The 16,034-nt window shown below is 65.8% G+C and carries 18 protein-coding genes; 9 read left to right on the forward strand and 9 right to left on the reverse strand.

The window, feature by feature from the left end:
* From rnhA to EYE42_RS10635, 5 genes are read right to left on the reverse strand one after another with little or no spacing between them, the layout of a single operon-like run.
* Positions 1 to 468 carry a ribonuclease HI gene (gene rnhA, locus EYE42_RS10615; protein WP_130991303.1) on the reverse strand — a complete coding sequence of 156 codons (468 nt, stop codon included), beginning with the start codon at positions 466 to 468 and terminating at the stop codon, positions 1 to 3.
* Positions 465 to 1,067 carry a LysE family translocator gene (locus EYE42_RS10620; protein WP_130991304.1) on the reverse strand — a complete coding sequence of 201 codons (603 nt, stop codon included), beginning with the start codon at positions 1,065 to 1,067 and terminating at the stop codon, positions 465 to 467. The genes rnhA and EYE42_RS10620 overlap by 4 nt, the downstream gene beginning before the upstream one ends.
* The gene (locus tag EYE42_RS10625) at positions 1,064 to 1,663 is read right to left on the reverse strand and encodes a glutathione S-transferase family protein (protein WP_130991305.1); all 600 of its coding nucleotides are present in this window, start codon (positions 1,661 to 1,663) and stop codon (positions 1,064 to 1,066) included. The genes EYE42_RS10620 and EYE42_RS10625 overlap by 4 nt, the downstream gene beginning before the upstream one ends.
* 54 nt (positions 1,664 to 1,717) lie before the next feature.
* Positions 1,718 to 2,716, reverse strand: a complete 999-nt coding sequence (gene ispH, locus EYE42_RS10630) for a 4-hydroxy-3-methylbut-2-enyl diphosphate reductase (protein WP_425466565.1) — start codon at positions 2,714 to 2,716, stop codon at positions 1,718 to 1,720.
* Between the two features lie 5 nt (positions 2,717 to 2,721).
* Positions 2,722 to 4,155, reverse strand: coding sequence for a cobyric acid synthase (locus tag EYE42_RS10635; RefSeq protein WP_130991306.1), 1,434 nt, complete (start codon positions 4,153 to 4,155; stop codon positions 2,722 to 2,724).
* A gap of 73 nt (positions 4,156 to 4,228) precedes the next feature.
* Between EYE42_RS10635 and secG the strand changes: the two genes are divergently transcribed.
* Together secG and EYE42_RS10645 are read left to right on the forward strand one after the other, a co-directional pair.
* Positions 4,229 to 4,753 (forward strand): preprotein translocase subunit SecG, encoded by a 525-nt coding sequence (secG, locus tag EYE42_RS10640; protein WP_130991307.1) that lies wholly within the window; start codon positions 4,229 to 4,231, stop codon positions 4,751 to 4,753.
* Positions 4,754 to 4,905: 152 nt separating this feature from the next.
* On the forward strand, positions 4,906 to 6,549 hold the full coding sequence (locus EYE42_RS10645; RefSeq protein ID WP_130991308.1) for a CTP synthase: 1,644 nt from the start codon (positions 4,906 to 4,908) through the stop codon (positions 6,547 to 6,549).
* Positions 6,550 to 6,661: 112 nt separating this feature from the next.
* On the opposite strand, the gene EYE42_RS10650 is transcribed toward EYE42_RS10645, so the two are convergent.
* Positions 6,662 to 7,216: a LabA-like NYN domain-containing protein gene (locus EYE42_RS10650; RefSeq protein ID WP_130991309.1), complete on the reverse strand. Its 555-nt coding sequence runs from the start codon at positions 7,214 to 7,216 to the stop codon at positions 6,662 to 6,664.
* Positions 7,217 to 7,323: 107 nt separating this feature from the next.
* Between EYE42_RS10650 and folK the strand changes: the two genes are divergently transcribed.
* The 4 genes from folK to EYE42_RS10670 all read left to right on the forward strand — a co-directional run bounded on the left by folK (position 7,324) and on the right by EYE42_RS10670 (position 11,170).
* On the forward strand, positions 7,324 to 7,923 hold the full coding sequence (folK, locus tag EYE42_RS10655; RefSeq protein WP_130991310.1) for a 2-amino-4-hydroxy-6-hydroxymethyldihydropteridine diphosphokinase: 600 nt from the start codon (positions 7,324 to 7,326) through the stop codon (positions 7,921 to 7,923).
* A 71-nt stretch (positions 7,924 to 7,994) separates the two neighbouring features.
* Positions 7,995 to 8,348, forward strand: a complete 354-nt coding sequence (rpoZ, locus tag EYE42_RS10660; RefSeq protein WP_130991311.1) for a DNA-directed RNA polymerase subunit omega — start codon at positions 7,995 to 7,997, stop codon at positions 8,346 to 8,348.
* 28 nt (positions 8,349 to 8,376) lie between these two features.
* Positions 8,377 to 10,491: a RelA/SpoT family protein gene (locus EYE42_RS10665; protein WP_130991312.1), complete on the forward strand. Its 2,115-nt coding sequence runs from the start codon at positions 8,377 to 8,379 to the stop codon at positions 10,489 to 10,491.
* 40 nt (positions 10,492 to 10,531) lie between these two features.
* On the forward strand, positions 10,532 to 11,170 hold the full coding sequence (locus EYE42_RS10670) for a DUF2062 domain-containing protein (protein ID WP_130991313.1): 639 nt from the start codon (positions 10,532 to 10,534) through the stop codon (positions 11,168 to 11,170).
* A gap of 11 nt (positions 11,171 to 11,181) precedes the next feature.
* Here the strand turns inward: EYE42_RS10670 and EYE42_RS10675 are convergent, their stop codons facing one another.
* Positions 11,182 to 12,537: an alpha,alpha-trehalose-phosphate synthase (UDP-forming) gene (locus tag EYE42_RS10675; RefSeq protein WP_130991314.1), complete on the reverse strand. Its 1,356-nt coding sequence runs from the start codon at positions 12,535 to 12,537 to the stop codon at positions 11,182 to 11,184.
* Positions 12,537 to 13,283, reverse strand: a complete 747-nt coding sequence (gene otsB, locus EYE42_RS10680; RefSeq protein WP_130991315.1) for a trehalose-phosphatase — start codon at positions 13,281 to 13,283, stop codon at positions 12,537 to 12,539. The genes EYE42_RS10675 and otsB overlap by 1 nt, the downstream gene beginning before the upstream one ends.
* Before the next feature lie 146 nt (positions 13,284 to 13,429).
* On the opposite strand from otsB, the gene EYE42_RS10685 reads away from it, so the two are divergent.
* The 3 genes from EYE42_RS10685 to msrA all read left to right on the forward strand — a co-directional run bounded on the left by EYE42_RS10685 (position 13,430) and on the right by msrA (position 15,405).
* Positions 13,430 to 14,395 carry an NAD(P)H-dependent flavin oxidoreductase gene (locus EYE42_RS10685; protein ID WP_130991316.1) on the forward strand — a complete coding sequence of 322 codons (966 nt, stop codon included), beginning with the start codon at positions 13,430 to 13,432 and terminating at the stop codon, positions 14,393 to 14,395.
* A 61-nt stretch (positions 14,396 to 14,456) separates the two neighbouring features.
* Positions 14,457 to 14,906, forward strand: a complete 450-nt coding sequence (msrB, locus tag EYE42_RS10690; protein ID WP_130991317.1) for a peptide-methionine (R)-S-oxide reductase MsrB — start codon at positions 14,457 to 14,459, stop codon at positions 14,904 to 14,906.
* Positions 14,899 to 15,405: a peptide-methionine (S)-S-oxide reductase MsrA gene (gene msrA / locus EYE42_RS10695; protein WP_130991318.1), complete on the forward strand. Its 507-nt coding sequence runs from the start codon at positions 14,899 to 14,901 to the stop codon at positions 15,403 to 15,405. The genes msrB and msrA overlap by 8 nt, the downstream gene beginning before the upstream one ends.
* Before the next feature lie 7 nt (positions 15,406 to 15,412).
* Here the strand turns inward: msrA and EYE42_RS10700 are convergent, their stop codons facing one another.
* Positions 15,413 to 16,003 carry a YqgE/AlgH family protein gene (locus EYE42_RS10700; protein WP_130991319.1) on the reverse strand — a complete coding sequence of 197 codons (591 nt, stop codon included), beginning with the start codon at positions 16,001 to 16,003 and terminating at the stop codon, positions 15,413 to 15,415.
* Positions 16,004 to 16,034: the final 31 nt, after the last annotated feature.

Here is a 16,034-nt window from a genome sequence, read left to right on the forward strand (position 1 = left end):
TCACCCCGCGGCCTTCGCGGGCTTGAACGGCGCCATGCCTGCGCGCGCCAGTTCGTCGGCCCGTTCGTTTTCGGGATGGCCCGCATGGCCCTTGATCCAGGACCATGTGACCTGATGGCGGCGTTGCGCGTCATCCAGGCGCTGCCACAGCTCGATGTTCTTGACGGGTTTCTTGTCGGCGGTGCGCCAGCCGTTGCGCTTCCAGCCGTGGATCCATTGGGTGACGCCGTTCTTCACATAGGCGCTGTCGGTGGTGATGGTGATGGCGCTTGGCCGGGCCAGCAGCTCCAACGCGGAAATCGCCGCCATCAGTTCCATGCGGTTGTTGGTGGTCAGCGCCTCTCCGCCCGCCAGTTCGCGTTCCTTGACGACGGTATCGCCGTCCATGGCCCGGATCAGCACGCCCCAGCCGCCGGGTCCGGGATTGCCGCTGCATGCGCCATCCGTCCAAGCGTAAAGCGCCGTCATGCCCGCGCCAAGGCCAGCTTCAGCCCCAGCGCGGCAAAGGACAGCGCAAAGGCCCGGCGCATCCAGCGCATCGCGCGTTCGGACGCCAGCAGCATGTCGCGGCCCGAGGCCGCAAGCAGGGCGTAGCCCAGAAACGTCGCAAGGGTGATCGCCGAGAATGCGGCGCCAAGCTGGACCAGCAGCCCCAGGCCCGACCCCTGCGGCATGAATTGCGGAATGAAGGCCATGAAGAACAAGGGCAGCTTGGGATTGAGCAGGTTCAGCAGGATTCCCCGCCGGACGATCCGGGCCGCCGGGGCCGGGACGGCGGGCGCGACCGACATGCCGCCCCGGTCGCGCAGCACCGCCCAGGCCATCCACAGCAGATACAGCACCCCGGCAAGCTTCACCGTCTGGAACAGGACCGCGCTGGCGTGCAGGATGGTGGCCAGCCCCGCCATGGCCACGGCCATGTGGACCACCGTCGCGACGGTGCAGCCGATCGCGGCCCAGAACCCTGCCCGCAAGCCGCCGCCCAAGGTCATCGACAGCGTATAGACGACCCCGATGCCGGGCGAGACGCACACGATAAATGCCGTCAGAATGTAATCCCAGCTCATGCGTCTATCCCCACATATCCCGGCAGGCCCGCCAGCCGGTCCAGCCAGCGAATGATCGCAGGAAATCGCGCCATGTCAAAGCCGCCGCGTTCGCCCGCCGTGTGGGTATAGGCGTAAAGGCAGATATCGGCCAGACTGGCCGCATCGCCCACCAGCCAGTCGCGATCCGCCAGGCGATCCTCCATTACCTGCAACACGGCATGGCCCCGATCCAGCAGGTCCGACAGCCGTTCGGGCGTCGCCGCAGCCGCCCGGTCGGGATAGGATCGCAAGGCGGCGCGGACAGCGATAACGGGTTCGTGGGTGTATTGCTCCCAGAACATCCAGGACAGCATCTGCGCGCGTGTCACGGAATCCATGGGGATGAACCGCGAGCCCTCGCCCAGATACCACAGGATCGCATCGGATTCGGCCAGGATCCGTCCGTCTTCCAGGACCAGCCCCGGCACCTTGCCAAAGGGCAGACCTGCCTTGGCCCGGTCCAGACTGTCCGATCCCGGTTCGCAGTCCACGACCTCGGCCGCCTGCCCCAGCAGGGCCAGAAGCAGCCGAACCTTGTAGCTGTTGCCCGACGAAGGCATGGAATACAGTCTCATTCGCCATGCCTCGCTTTGCATATCCCGGAGAGTCGCGCCTGGCGCAACGCCCCTTTATCCCGTTTCCCGCAAGACGCGCGGCACCTTGAATTCGACGTTTTCCTGCGCCGTCTCGACGATCTCGACCGTCAGGTCATAGCGGTCGCGAAAGGCGTCGATGACCTCGTTCACCAGCACTTCGGGGGCGCTTGCACCGGCGGTCACGCCCACGGCGCGGGCGCCGCTTATGGCGCGCCAGTCGATCTGGTCCGCGCGCATCACCAGTTGGGCATAGGCGCAGCCCGCCGCCCGGCCCACCTCGACCAGCCGTTTGGAATTAGACGAATTCGGCGCGCCGATCACCAGCAGCGCGTCGATCTTGTGGGCGATCGCCTTGACCGCCGCCTGGCGGTTGGTGGTGGCATAGCAGATGTCTTCCCTGGCCGGGCCGACAATGGACGGAAAGCGCGATGTCAGGGCCGCGACGATCTCGGCGGTATCGTCCACCGACAGGGTGGTCTGGGTGATGAAGGCCAGCCGGTGGGGGTCGCGGGGGGCGATGCGCGCCACATCCCCGACCGTCTCGACCAGGATCACCTCGCCTTCGGGCAACTGGCCCATGGTCCCCAGAACCTCGGGGTGGCCGGCATGGCCGATCATGACCATCTGCAAACCCTCGGCGTGATGGCGGGCGGCTTCGTTATGGACCTTGGTCACCAGCGGGCAGGTCGCATCCACATGGATCATGTTGCGGCGCTGTGCCTCGGCGGGCACGGCCTTGGGCACGCCATGGGCGGAAAAGATCACCGGGCGGTCGTCGGGCACCTCGTCCAGTTCCTCGACAAAGACGGCGCCCTGGTCGCGCAGGCTGTCCACGACGAACTTGTTGTGGACGATCTCGTGGCGGACATAGACGGGGGCGCCCCATTTCTGCAACGCCAGTTCCACGATCTTGATGGCGCGGTCCACGCCCGCGCAGAACCCGCGCGGCGCGGCAAGATACAGCATCAGGGACGGTTTGAGATATTCCATGCGCCCGAGGTAGCGTGCGGGCAGCGGTTCGTCCAGCGCCATGACTGTCACAAACCGGCAACCGCCAGCAGCCCTGGCACGTCCAGATGGCGTTCCAGATGCTGGGCCAGATCGTCCAGGGACTGTTCCACCCCCTTATCGTATCCCGGTTGCGACTGCGCGCCCAGCCGCCCCAGCCAGGCGGCGCGGAATGCATCACCCGCGAACAGTCCGTGCAGATAGGTGCCCGCAATCCGGCCATCGTCGCTGACGGCGCCATCGGGGGCCGGGACATGCGCGAAGGGGCGTGCGCAGTCGGGACCGGCGGTGCGGCCCATATGGATCTCGTAACCCGCCACAGGCTGACCAAGCGCGGTGCCGGTGATCCGTCGCAGGCGCTTGTCCGCAGCCATCACGGTGTCCACGTCCAGCAGTCCCAGGCCTGCGACCTCTCCTGCCGTCCCGTCGCTGCCTGACGGATCGCGGATCGTCCGGCCCAGCATCTGGTAGCCGCCGCAGATGCCCAGCACATGCCCGCCGCGCCGGACATGGGCGGCCAGATCCACATCCCAGCCCTGGTCCCGCAGAAAGCCCAGATCCCCCAGGGTGGACTTCGTGCCGGGGATCAGGACCAGATCGGCATCCCCCGGAACGGCCCGGCCCGGCCCCAGCATGGTCAGCCGCACCCCCGGTTCGGCAGCCAGGGGGTCGAGGTCGTCGAAATTCGCGATGCGCGACAGCGCCAGGCAGACGACATGCAGCCCCGCCCCGCGCGATCCGCGCAGGTCCATCGCATCCTCGGCCGGCAGGCGGTGCGCACCGGGAAACCAGGGCACCACTCCGAACCCGCGCCAGCCTGTATGCCGTTCGATCAGCCGATAGCCGTCGTCGAACAGGCGTGGATCGCCCCTGAACTTGTTGACCAGGAATCCCTGGATCATGGCGGCGTCTTCCGGTTCCAGAACGGTTTTCGTTCCCACGATCTGGGCGATCACCCCGCCCCTGTCGATGTCGCCCACAAGGATCACCGGAACTGTGGCCGCACGCGCGAAGCCCATGTTGGCGATGTCGCGAGGGCGCAGGTTCACCTCGGCCGGGCTGCCCGCCCCTTCGACGATCACCAGATCGTGGCGCGCGGACAAACGGGAAAAGCTGTCCAGAACCCCCGCCAGCAGGCGCGGCTTCAGCCCCTGATAATCGCTCGCCCCGGCCCGGCCGATGGCCCGGCCGTGCAGGATGACCTGCGCCCCGGTATCGGATTCGGGTTTCAGCAGCACCGGGTTCATGTCGGTCAGCGGCTCCAGCCCGCAGGCGCGTGCCTGCAGGGCCTGCGCGCGGCCGATCTCTCCTCCGTCTGCCGTGACTGCGGCATTGTTCGACATGTTCTGCGGCTTGAACGGCGCGACCGCCAGTCCGCGCCGCCGCGCGGCCCGGCACAGGCCCGCCACCAGCAGCGACTTGCCCACGTTGGAACCGGTACCCTGGATCATCAGCGCGGGCATGGGACTTCTCTTGCTTGCCATCATCAGCCCGGATGACTAGATAGGCGCGTCCGAAAGCGAAAGGCCGAAAGCCGTGGAAAACGTCGTCCTGACCATCCATCTGATCCTCGCGGTGCTGCTCACCGGGGTGGTGCTGCTGCAACGATCCGAAGGCGGCGGGCTGGGCATGGGCGGCGGCGGCGGCGTGATGACCGGCCGGCAGGCCGCCAATGCGCTGACCCGGCTGACCTGGATTTTCGGCATCGCGTTGTTCGTGACCTCGATTGCGCTGACCATCATCGCCGCCCGGCAGGTGTCCAACAGCTCGATCATGGACCAGCTTGGCGTTCCGGCCAGCCGCCAGCAGGACCCGAACTTGCCCGCCGCGCCGACCTATGTGCCCCCGCCCTCGACCGGAACGGCGGGCGATCCGCTGACGCCGCCCGCGCCGGAACCCGCCGCCCCGCCAGCCGGGGCCGGGGATACCCCCGGCGCAGCGGCGCCGGCTGCCCAGGCACCGGCATCCCCGGCGCCCGCGGCAGAGGCTGTGGCCCCGCCGCCCGCGGAGCCGGTGACGCCTGCCCCGGTGGAACCCGGGTCGCCCGCACCCGCGAACTGATCCGGACATCATCCGGCAAGGGCGCTGTCCTTGCCTTTCCTTCACGGCGGTTCCTTGCGGCACCGGGGCGAATCGGTTATTCCACAAGTCCCGTGATGCCGGTCGCAGGGCGGCCCGCAGCCATCAGTCTTTGCGAAATCACGGGGGCCTTCATGGCGCGTTACATCTTCATCACGGGCGGCGTCGTATCCTCGCTTGGCAAGGGCCTGGCTTCGGCGGCACTGGGCGCGCTGTTGCAGGCACGGGGTTTCACCGTGCGGCTTCGCAAGCTGGACCCCTATCTCAACGTCGATCCCGGCACCATGTCGCCGTTCGAGCATGGCGAGGTCTTCGTGACCGACGATGGTGCGGAAACCGATCTGGATTTGGGCCATTACGAACGATTCACGGGCGTCGCTGCGCGCCGCACGGACAGCGTGTCCTCGGGACGCATCTATTCCAACGTGCTGGAAAAGGAACGGCGCGGCGAATACCTGGGCAAGACCATTCAGGTGATTCCGCACGTCACCAACGAGATAAAGGACTTCATCTCGATCGGCGACGACGAGGTGGATTTCATGCTGTGCGAGATCGGCGGCACCGTGGGCGACATCGAGGGACTGCCCTTTTTCGAAGCGATCCGCCAGTTCATCCATGAACGCCCGCGCGGCCAGTGCATCCTGATGCACCTGACGCTGCTGCCCTATCTGGCCGCCTCGGGCGAACTGAAGACCAAGCCGACCCAGCATTCGGTCAAGGAACTGCAGTCGATCGGCCTCGCGCCCGACGTGCTGGTCTGCCGGTCGGAACATCCGATTCCGGAAAAGGAGCGCGCCAAGATCGCGCTGTTCTGCAACGTGCGCCCCGACGCCGTGATCCCCGCCTATGACCTGAAATCGATCTACGAGGCGCCCCTGGCCTATCACCGCGCGGGACTGGACCGCGCGGTTTTGGACGCCTTCCAGATCAGCCCCGCCCCCCGCCCCGACCTGTCGAAATGGGAGGACGTGATCGACCGGCTGGAGAATGCCGAAGGCCAGGTCAACATCGCCGTGGTCGGCAAGTATACGCAGCTCGAGGACGCCTACAAATCCATCGCCGAGGCGCTGACCCATGGCGGCATGGCCAACCGCGTCCGCGTCAAGGCCGACTGGGTGGACAGCGAGAAGCTGGAGGGAGAGGGCGCGCATCTGCTGGACGGATACCACGGCATCATCGTGCCCGGCGGCTTTGGCGAGCGCGGCACCGAGGGGATGCTGGCTGCCGCCAAATACGCGCGAGAGAAGAAGGTCCCCTATCTGGGCATCTGCCTGGGGATGCAGATGGCCGTGATCGAGGCCGCGCGCAACCTGGCCGGGATGCCCGATGCCGGGTCAGAGGAGTTCGATCACGAGGCGGGCAAGACCCGCTTTACCCCGGTCGTCTATCATCTCAAGGAATGGGTGCAGGGCAACTATACCGTGCAGCGCAAGGTGACCGACGACAAGGGCGGCACCATGCGGCTGGGGGCCTATACCGCCGTGCTGACGCCCGAGTCCCGGATCAGCGAGGTTTATGGCGGGGCGGTCCAGATCGAGGATCGTCACCGCCACCGTTACGAAGTGGACGCGACCTATCGGGATGCGCTGGAACAGGCCGGCCTGTGCTTTTCCGGCATGTCGCCCGACGGCAAGCTGCCCGAGGCGGTCGAATACGCCGACCACCCCTGGTTCATCGGCGTGCAATCGCACCCGGAACTGAAATCAAAGCCCTTCGCGCCCGCGCCGCTGTTTGCAGGCTTTGTGCGGGCGGCGATGCAGGAAGGACGGCTGGTCTGAACGATCGGCCTGCGCCCGCAAAGGCCGGGGGCTTTCCGCCCCCGGACCCCCGCAGGATATTTTGGTCAAGACAAAGAGGCTGCCCACCAGGGACGGCCGCAGCAGGATCGGCTCATCCGTTGTCGCTTGCCTGCGGTTCCCGCGGCGGCCGCCCGACGATATCCCGCAATGCATCCAGTTCGATGAAATTGTCCGCCTGCCTGCGCAGGTCATCGGCGATCATCGGGGGCTGGCTGCGGATGGTGGAGACCACGGACACCCGCACGCCCTGGCGCTGCAAGGCCTCGATCAGGGGGCGGAAATCGCCGTCGCCGGAAAACAGAACGGCATGATCCAGCCGGGGGGCAAGCTGCATGGCGTCGATGGTCAGTTCGATGTCCATGTTGCCCTTGACCTTTCGGCGGCCCAGGGCGTCGGTGTATTCCTTGGCGGGCTTGGTGACGACGCAATAGCCGTTGTAATGCAGCCAGTCGACAAGCGGGCGGATCGGAGAATAATCCTCGCCCTCCATCAGGGCGGTATAGTAATAGGCGCGCATCAGTTTGCCGCGACGATCGAATTCCTGCCGCAGCAGCTTGTAGTCGATGTCGAAGCCCAATGCCTTGGCGGAAGCGTAAAGATTGGCGCCGTCGATGAAGATCGCCAAGCGATCATCCTTGTAAAACATTCCTGTTGCCTTCAATGGGTCTGCGCGTTCGCGTTCCGGGCTGGCCGGGATGAGGACACCGGCAGAACGGGCCCGTCGCCCCGACTACATAAACCGATATGATGCCAATGGAAAACTTGTCTTTCGGTATCGTTGCGCTGGGCGCCAATCTGCCGACGGCGGCAGGCGATCCGGTCCACGCCCTGGCAACGGCCGTCGCAACCCTGGGCCGCGAGCCGGGCCTGTGGATCGCCGATGTCAGCCGCGTCTGGCGCACGCCGGCCGTTCCCGCCGGATCGGGGCCCGATTACGTCAATGCGGCGGCCACAATCCGCACGACACTGGACGCCCGTGCGCTGCTGGACCGGCTGCATGGGATCGAAGCCGCTCATGGCCGCGATCGCAGCACGGGCCGCTGGTCGGCGCGGGTTCTGGACCTGGATCTGATTGCGTTGGACGGCCTGATCCTGCCCGATCCGGCCACCCTGCGCCACTGGATCGGCATGGCCCCTGACCGCCAGCGCGTCAAGACACCCGACCGGTTGATCCTTCCTCATCCCCGGATGCAGGACCGCGGCTTTGTTCTGGGCCCGCTGGCCGAGATCGCGCCGGACTGGCACCACCCCTTGACGGGTCTTTCGGTGTCGCAGATGCTGGCGGAACTGGGCCCTGCTGCCCTGTCGGGGATGATGCCCCTGCCGGACCGAATCGGTACCGGCGAACCTTGACAAATGCGCCCATGCTGTCCAGAACCTCGGTTTCGTCCCGAATGTCCGATTCGCAACTGCACAGGTGACCCATGGCCCGCGTAACCGTCGAAGACTGCGTCGACAAGGTTCCGAACCGCTTTGATCTGGTGATGCTGGCCGCCCATCGCGCGCGAGAGATCACCGCCGGCAGCCCGGTCACGGTGGACCGCGACAACGACAAGAACCCGGTCGTGGCCCTGCGCGAGATCGCCGAGGAAACGCAGCCCGTGGACGATCTGCGTGAGCGGATGATCGAATCGACCCAGACCCAGATCGAGGTCGACGAGCCGGAAGAAGACGCCATGGCCCTGTTGCTGGGCGCCGAGATCGACCGGCCCAAGCCCGCCGACGAGGAATCCGAGGAGCGGATGCTGCGCATGATGCTGGAAGCCAATCAGCGTTGAGGCATCAGGAACAAGGTCTTCGACAGGCATGATCGACGTCGAAGACCTTATCGCGCTTGTCCGCAACTACAATCCCCGCTGCAATGTCCCGCTGATCCGCAATGCCTATGAATACGGCATGCGGATGCACGAAGGACAGTTCCGCCATTCGGGCGAGCCCTATTTTACCCATCCGATCGCCGTGGCTGCCATCCTGACCGAGATGCGGCTGGACGATGCCACCATCGTCACGGCGCTGCTGCACGACACGGTCGAGGACACCCGGTCCACCAAGGAGGATCTGGCCCGGACCTTTGGCGCCGAGATCGCCGAACTGGTCGACGGCGTCACCAAGCTGACCAACCTGCAACTGTCCAGCGCGCAATCCAAGCAGGCCGAGAATTTCCGCAAGCTGTTCATGGCCATGTCGCGCGACTTGCGCGTGATTCTGGTCAAGCTGGCCGACCGGCTGCACAACATGCGCACCATCCGGTCCATGCGCCCGGAAAAGCAGGTCAAGAAGGCGCGCGAGACGATGGACATCTATGCCCCCCTGGCAGGCCGCATGGGGATGCAGTGGATGCGCGAGGAACTGGAGGATCTGGCCTTCAAGGTCATCAATCCCGAGGCGCGCAACTCCATCATCCGCCGCTTTGTCAGCCTGCAACGCGACAGCGGCGACATCATCGGCCAGATCACCGCCGACATCCGCGCCGAAATGGAAAAGGCCGGGGTCGAGGCGGACGTGTTCGGCCGCGCCAAGAAGCCGTTTTCGGTCTGGCGCAAGATGCAGGAAAAGCAGTTGGCCTTTTCGCGACTGTCCGACATCTACGGCTTTCGCATCATCACCCGGTCGGAAATGGACTGTTATCGCGCTCTTGGGGTGATTCACCACCGCTGGCGGGCCGTGCCGGGGCGGTTCAAGGACTATATCAGCCAGCCGAAATCGAACGGCTACCGGTCGATCCACACCACCGTCTCGGGCCGTGACGGCAAGCGGGTCGAGGTGCAGATCCGCACCCGCCAGATGCACGAAGTGGCCGAGGCGGGCGTGGCCGCCCATTGGGCCTATCGCGACGGGGTGCGCACCAAGAACCCCTTCGCGGTCGATCCCGCGGAATGGATCGACAGCCTGACCGACCGTTTCGAGGGCGAGGATCACGACGAATTCCTCGAAGCGGTCAAGCTGGAGATGTATCAGGACCAGGTGTTCTGCTTCACCCCCAAGGGCGATGTGCTGCAACTGCCCAAGGGGGCGACACCCATTGATTTCGCCTACGCGATCCATACGCGGCTGGGCAATTCCTGCGTTGGCGCCAAGGTCGACGGCATTCGCGTGCCCCTGTGGACGCGGCTGAAGAACGGCCAGTCGGTTGATATCATCGCTGCGTCGGGCCAGCGGCCGCAATCGACCTGGCTGGATATCGTCGTGACGGGCCGCGCCAAGGCCGCCATCCGTCGTTCCCTGCGCGAGGAGGACCGCGAACGTTATATCCGTCTGGGCCGCGAACTGGTGCGCGTCAGCTTTGAGCATGTCGGTCGCAAGGTTACGGAAAAAGCGCTGCGCACCGCCGCCCGGCAGATGGGACTGCCCGACGGGGACGAACTGCTGGCCCGGATCGGCAGCGCCGAGAATTCCGCCAAGGAGGTTCTGGAGGTCCTGTATCCGAATCTGGCCGCCCACCAGGACGAGATCGACGGCGCCCGACCCTTTGCCGGGGTCGAGGCCGACGCCGATTTCAAGCGCGCGTCCTGTTGCAATCCCTTGCCGGGCGAACGGATCGTGGGCATCACCTATCGTGGCAAGGGGGTGGTGATCCACGCCATCGACTGCCCGGTCCTGGCCGAATTCGAGGACAGTCCCGACCGCTGGGTCGATGTCCAGTGGCGCGCGGGGCGCCATCCGGCCGCCTATTCCACCCATCTGTCGCTGACGATCCGGCACGACGCCGGGGTTCTGGGGCGCATCTGCGGACTGATCGGGGCGCAGGGGGCCAATATCTCGAACCTTGAATTCAAGGACCGCAAGCCCGACTTCTATCGCATCGAGGTCGAGGTCGAACTGCGCGATCAAGAGCATCTTCACAACCTGCTGACCGCGCTCGAGGCGGAAAGCGATGTGGCCCAGGTCGCGCGCATTCGCAATGTCGCAATGAAACCCTGATAATGACCCGCGCATTCGGTCGGCGGCACGGGGGGAAACGGTGTTCAAGCGCAAGAAGCCGCGCACATACGGACAGTTGGCCAGCGAACTGGTCTATCCGCCCGGCGGCTTTCGCCGGGCCACGGCCTATCTGTGGCACCGGCTGCGCCGCCTGCCCGACCAGCCGCACCGCATCGCGCGGGGCATGGCGGCGGGGGTGTTTCTGTCCTTCACGCCCCTGCACGGGTTCCATTTCATCGTTGCGGCCCTGGTGTCGCTGGCCATCCGCGGCAACGTGCTGGCCGCCTTTCTGGGCACCTTTGCCGGCAATCCGCTGACCACGCCGTTTATCGCCCTGGGCGCCGTGGGCCTGGGCCGCACCATCCTGGGCATGCCGGGCGACATGTCGCCACAGGTGATCTTTCGCGAATTCGCCCATGCGACGGCGGAAACATGGCGCAACGTCATGGCAGCCCTGGGCCCCGGCCCCACAAGCTGGAGCGGGCTTTCCGAATTCTGGCACGGCATCTTCGTGCCTTATGCCGTTGGCGGTGCGGTCATGGGGGCGGTGGCCGCCACGATCGCCTATTACCTGACGATCCCGATCGTGCGGCGCTATCATCGGCGCAAGTCGTTGCTGATGGCTCGCCGCATTGCCCGTATCCAGGGCAGATCGCATCGCGTCCGCGACGACCCCTGATGGGGGCGCCGTCAGTGCCGCAACGGCCTTAAGGCTTTCAGGTAGGTCGCCGACCACCAGCCCACATCCCTTTCCGTCACGCAGCGCAGCAGCGCCTCGTGCCGTGCCTGGCGTTCGTGCAGCGGCATGTCCAGGGCCTGCCGCATCGCCAGGGCCACATCGCTGGGATCGTGGGGATTGACGATGAGGGCATCGGTCATCTGTTCGGCCGCGCCGGCAAAGCGCGACAGGATCAGCACGCCGGGATCGTCGCGATCCTGGGCCGCGACATATTCCTTGGCCACCAGATTCATCCCGTCGGCAAGCGGCGTCACCAGACCGATCCGGGCCTGCCGATAGAGCCCCGCCAGTTCGTTTCGCGGAATGGGCCGGTGGATAAAGCGGATGGGGGTCCAGTTCACGGTCGCGAACTGGCCGTTGATGCGGCCTGCCAGATGCTCGGTTTCCTCGCGGATCTGCTGATAGGCATCCACGGATTCGCGCGTTGGAGGGGCGATCTGCAACAGCATGACCCGCTCGGTCAGCGACGGGTCGCTGTCCAGCAGGGCCTGGAACGCCCTGAACCGCTGGGGAATGCCCTTGGAATAATCCAGGCGGTCCACGCCGATCATCACCTGGGCATGGGTCAGGCTGCGCATCCGGTCCTCCTCCCGGGCGGCCTCTGCCTCGGCGATAAAGGCCCGGGCGTCGATGCCGATGGGAAACACCCCGGCCTGCACCCGTTGCCCCGCGATCCGGAACTGGTTGTCCGAAAGCGGCTCGAAATCCGACAGGCTCCGTGCGCTGGCGATGAAATTGTCCAGATCGCGCTGGGCCTGAAAACCGATCAGGTCATAGTGGGACAGCCAGACGAACAGTTCGTCCGGATCGGGCAGCGTGGCGCAATCGGAAGGACCGGGAAAGGGAATGTGCAGGAAATGCCCGATGGGTGCCGTGACCCCCAGCTTGCGCAATTCCTGCGCCAGCGGAAACAGGTGATAGTCCTGCACCCAGATCCGGTCATCGGGGCGCAGATGCGGCAGCAGCAGGCGCGCGATGCGTTCGTTCACCCGACAATAGCCGTCCCGGTATTCGGGCTGGATGCGCATCAGATCGGCGCGGCTGTGACAGACCGGCCACAGAACCGAATTGGAGAAGCCCAGATAATAGCTGTCGTGATCCTCGGGCGTCAGGTCAAAGGACGCACGGCGGAAGTCGGCGCCCTCGTGGAAAGTCAGTTCCTCTGCAGGCACGTCCGCCGTTTCCCCCGAAAAGCCTACCCACAGGCCGCCCGAACTGCGCAGCGCGTCGTCCAGGGCGACGACCAGCCCCCCGGACGGATTGTCGCCCAGGGGAATCCGGTTCGACACGGCCACCAAGCGGGACATCACGCGCCCCCTTGCAGACTGCGATCCAGCCATTGCGCCAGCGCAGACGGATCGGGCAGCCGGTAAAAGGCAAGGCTCTCGCCCTCGCCAATCTTGACGCCGAAGCCCCCATAGGCCTGCGCAACCGCCATGGCCTCCTCGTCCGTCAGGTCATCGCCCGCATAGACGGGGGTCCGGCCGCCAAAGGGCGGGGTCGCCATCAGCCGCTCCACCGCTCCGCCCTTGCCGGTCCCCGCAGGACGCAATTCGATCGCCATCTTGGCCGGTTGCAGGATCATGCCGGGATGAGCGCGGGCCAGGCGCCGCATCGCGGCCTCTGCCACGGCGCGCAGGGACGGATCGGCCCGGTAATGCAGCGCGACGCCGTGGGGCTTGGGCTCGACCAGGATCGAGGGATGAACCGATACCGCCTGCGCGGCGTCGGCGTGCAAGGCCGCCACATCCAGATCGATGTCATGCGCCTTCTGGATCGTGGTTCCGTCCAGCGACAGTTCCGCCCCGTGGCTGCCTGCGATCACGCCGGGAAAATCGGGCAGCCAGGATCTCAGATCCGCGATGTCGCGGCCAGACACCAGGGCCAGCGCGCCGTTCAGCCGGTCGTGCAGGCGGTCCAGCCGTTGGAACAGTCCGTGGGGAATTTCAACGGCATCGGGGCGCGGCGCTATGTCCACCAGGCAGCCGTCAAAATCCAGAAACAGGGCGACATCGGCAGAAAGAACGGGCGGAGACAAGACGGATGGCTGCATCGGCGGGACATTCTCCTGTGGCGCGGGAACAGTGTTCCAACCCCTGACGCGGCGTCGGGTTCACATGCAGCCTCGGTTTTCCGTGGCGTCAAGCCTTGCGGCAGGTCCGGCCGCGCGGCATCGTTTCCCCAAACCCGGAGGAACCCATGCTGCCCGCCATCCTGTCCGACCTGCGCATTCCCGTTGTCGGCTCGCCCATGTTCATCGTCTCGGGGCCGGATCTGGTTATTGCACAGTGCAAGGCGGGCATCGTGGGCAGCTTCCCGGCCCTGAACGCGCGCGAAAAGGACGGAGAAGCGCCCCTGCTGGACGTCTGGCTAACCCGAATTGCCGAGGAACTGGACCGCCACAACCAAGCCAACCCGGACCGTCCGGCCGCGCCCTTTGCCGTGAACCAGATCGTCCATCGCAGCAATGCCCGGCTGGAACGCGACATCGAGATCTGCCATCGCCACAGGGTGCCGGTCTGGATCACCAGCCTTGGCGCGCGGGTCGAGGTGAACGAGGCCGCCCATGACTGCGGCGGCATCGCGCTGCATGACGTGATCAACAACGTGTTCGCGAAAAAGGCCATCGAAAAGGGCGCCGACGGGCTGATCGCGGTGGCCGCCGGCGCGGGCGGCCATGCCGGGCCGCTGTCGCCTTTTGCGCTGGTCCAGGAAATCCGCGACTGGTTCGACGGCCCCTTGCTGCTGTCGGGCGCCATTGCCACGGGCCGCGCCGTGCTGGCGGCGCAGGCCATGGGCGCCGATCTTGCCTATATCGGCAGCCCTTTCATTGCCACGACCGAAGCGAATGCCGCGCCCGACTACAAGCAGATGATCGTGGACAGCGCGGCGGGCGATGTGGTCACGTCATCGCTGTTCACGGGGATTTCAGGCAATTACCTGGCGCCCTCGATCCGGGCCGCCGGGATGGACCCCGACAATCTGGACAGCGCCGATCCGATGACCATGAACTTCGGTTCCGGTTCGGCCAAGGCCAAGGCCTGGAGCCAGATCTGGGGATCGGGTCAGGGCATCGGGGCGGTGCGCGACATCGTGACGGCTGGCGAACGCATCGACCGGCTGGCGGCCGAATACGCGGCGGCGCGCGCGGCGCTTTGCCGCTGACCTTTGCGATCTTGCCCTGGGCTCCCATATTGGGTCGGACAAGGACCAGCGGAGGACAAGCATGGCCTATCAGAAAACCGCCGACGCGGTTTCCCGGCTGACGCCGGAGCAATACCGCGTCACCCAGCAGAACGGCACAGAACGCGCCTTTACCGGCGAATACGACCATCATTTCGAACCCGGCATCTATGTGGACGTGGTGTCCGGGGAACCGCTGTTCGCATCCTCGGCCAAATACAATTCGGGTTGCGGCTGGCCGGCCTTCACCAAGCCCATCGACGGCAACGTGACCGAACACCGCGACATTTCTCATGGAATGATCCGCACCGAGGTGCGGTCCCGTCATGGCGACAGTCATCTGGGCCATGTCTTTCCCGATGGCCCGCCCGAGGCCGGGGGCCTGCGCTACTGCATCAACTCGGCCGCGCTGCGCTTTGTCCCGCGCGACAGGATGGAGGCCGAGGGTTACGGCCAGTATCTGTCTCAGGTCCAGGAGCCGCATCATGGCTGAACGCGCGGTTCTTGCGGGCGGGTGCTTCTGGGGAATGCAGGATCTGATCCGGCGACTGCCCGGCGTCATCTCGACCCGCGTCGGCTATACCGGGGGCGAGGTGGCGAATGCCACATATCGCAACCACGGCAACCATGCCGAGGGGATCGAAGTGATCTTTGACCCCGGCATCCTATCCTATCGCAAGCTGCTGGAGGTGTTCTTCCAGATCCACGACCCCACGACGCCGAACCGCCAGGGCAACGATATCGGCCCCGGCTATCGATCGGCGATCTATTACGGGAACGACGATCAGCGGCGCGTGGCCGAAGACACGGTGGCCGATGTGAATGCCTCGGGCCTGTGGCCGGGGCCGGTGGTGACCGAGATCGAACCCGTGGGCGACTTCTGGGAGGCCGAACCCGAACACCAGGATTACCTGGAACGGTTCCCCAATGGCTATACCTGCCATTATCCCCGACCGAACTGGGTGCTGCCGAAACGCAGTGCGGCCGAATAGGCCCTATTCAGGCCCGGCCCGCCGCTGCCGACAGCAGCGACGGGTCGATGCCCTGGGCGCGCAGCGCCTTTTGCCATTTGTCGGTATGGGCGGGCCCGAAGATCAGGTCATCGGCCCCCTCGCCTGTCAGCCAGCCGTTCTGCATCATCTCGGCCTCGAGCTGGCCGGGGGCCCAGCCGGCATAGCCCAGGGTCAGCACCGCGGCATCGGGGCCGTGCCCTTGGGCCAGATCTTCCAGGATATCGCGCGTGGTGGTCATCGCCAGCGTCCGCCCGATGCGCAGGCGCCCCTCGGGATCGTCGCCATGTTCGGGAACGCTGTGCAGGACGAAGCCCCGGCCCGGTTCCACAGGCCCCCCGAAACGCACCTCGATCCGCCTGGCCGAGCCATCGGTGGCGATGCCCAGTTGTTCCAGCAGGTCGCCAAAGTCGATTTCGGGCAGGGGCCGGTTCAGGACCAGGCCCATCGCCCCCTCGGCCGTGTGGGCGCAGATCAGCACCACCGAACGTTCGAATCGCGGATCGGCCATGCCCGGCATCGCGATCAGCACCTTGCCGGTCAGATTGGTCTGGGTGGAGTTGTCGAAATGTCCCGCCATGTCCTGTCCTTCCCGCACAGAAATCGGTGCT

This window comes from Paracoccus subflavus (assembly GCF_004310345.1).
In the GTDB taxonomy this organism is placed as follows: domain Bacteria; phylum Pseudomonadota; class Alphaproteobacteria; order Rhodobacterales; family Rhodobacteraceae; genus Paracoccus; species Paracoccus subflavus.

What these genes read in the sequence shown, in the direction of transcription:
- EYE42_RS10620 (WP_130991304.1), bottom strand. Translation starts at nt 1,067, where the DNA reads ATGAGCTGGGATTACATTCTGACGGCATTTATCGTGTGCGTCTCGCCC.
- EYE42_RS10700 (WP_130991319.1), bottom strand. Translation starts at nt 16,003, where the DNA reads ATGGCGGGACATTTCGACAACTCCACCCAGACCAATCTGACCGGCAAG.
- EYE42_RS10650 (WP_130991309.1), bottom strand. Translation starts at nt 7,216, where the DNA reads ATGTTTTACAAGGATGATCGCTTGGCGATCTTCATCGACGGCGCCAAT.
- rpoZ (WP_130991311.1), top strand. Translation starts at nt 7,995, where the DNA reads ATGGCCCGCGTAACCGTCGAAGACTGCGTCGACAAGGTTCCGAACCGC.
- EYE42_RS10665 (WP_130991312.1), top strand. Translation starts at nt 8,377, where the DNA reads ATGATCGACGTCGAAGACCTTATCGCGCTTGTCCGCAACTACAATCCC.
- EYE42_RS10645 (WP_130991308.1), top strand. Translation starts at nt 4,906, where the DNA reads ATGGCGCGTTACATCTTCATCACGGGCGGCGTCGTATCCTCGCTTGGC.
- EYE42_RS10635 (WP_130991306.1), bottom strand. Translation starts at nt 4,155, where the DNA reads ATGCCCGCGCTGATGATCCAGGGTACCGGTTCCAACGTGGGCAAGTCG.
- msrB (WP_130991317.1), top strand. Translation starts at nt 14,457, where the DNA reads ATGGCCTATCAGAAAACCGCCGACGCGGTTTCCCGGCTGACGCCGGAG.
- EYE42_RS10675 (WP_130991314.1), bottom strand. Translation starts at nt 12,537, where the DNA reads ATGTCCCGCTTGGTGGCCGTGTCGAACCGGATTCCCCTGGGCGACAAT.
- msrA (WP_130991318.1), top strand. Translation starts at nt 14,899, where the DNA reads ATGGCTGAACGCGCGGTTCTTGCGGGCGGGTGCTTCTGGGGAATGCAG.
- ispH (WP_425466565.1), bottom strand. Translation starts at nt 2,716, where the DNA reads ATGGCGCTGGACGAACCGCTGCCCGCACGCTACCTCGGGCGCATGGAA.
- EYE42_RS10625 (WP_130991305.1), bottom strand. Translation starts at nt 1,663, where the DNA reads ATGAGACTGTATTCCATGCCTTCGTCGGGCAACAGCTACAAGGTTCGG.
- rnhA (WP_130991303.1), bottom strand. Translation starts at nt 468, where the DNA reads ATGACGGCGCTTTACGCTTGGACGGATGGCGCATGCAGCGGCAATCCC.
- folK (WP_130991310.1), top strand. Translation starts at nt 7,324, where the DNA reads ATGGAAAACTTGTCTTTCGGTATCGTTGCGCTGGGCGCCAATCTGCCG.
- EYE42_RS10685 (WP_130991316.1), top strand. Translation starts at nt 13,430, where the DNA reads ATGCTGCCCGCCATCCTGTCCGACCTGCGCATTCCCGTTGTCGGCTCG.
- otsB (WP_130991315.1), bottom strand. Translation starts at nt 13,283, where the DNA reads ATGCAGCCATCCGTCTTGTCTCCGCCCGTTCTTTCTGCCGATGTCGCC.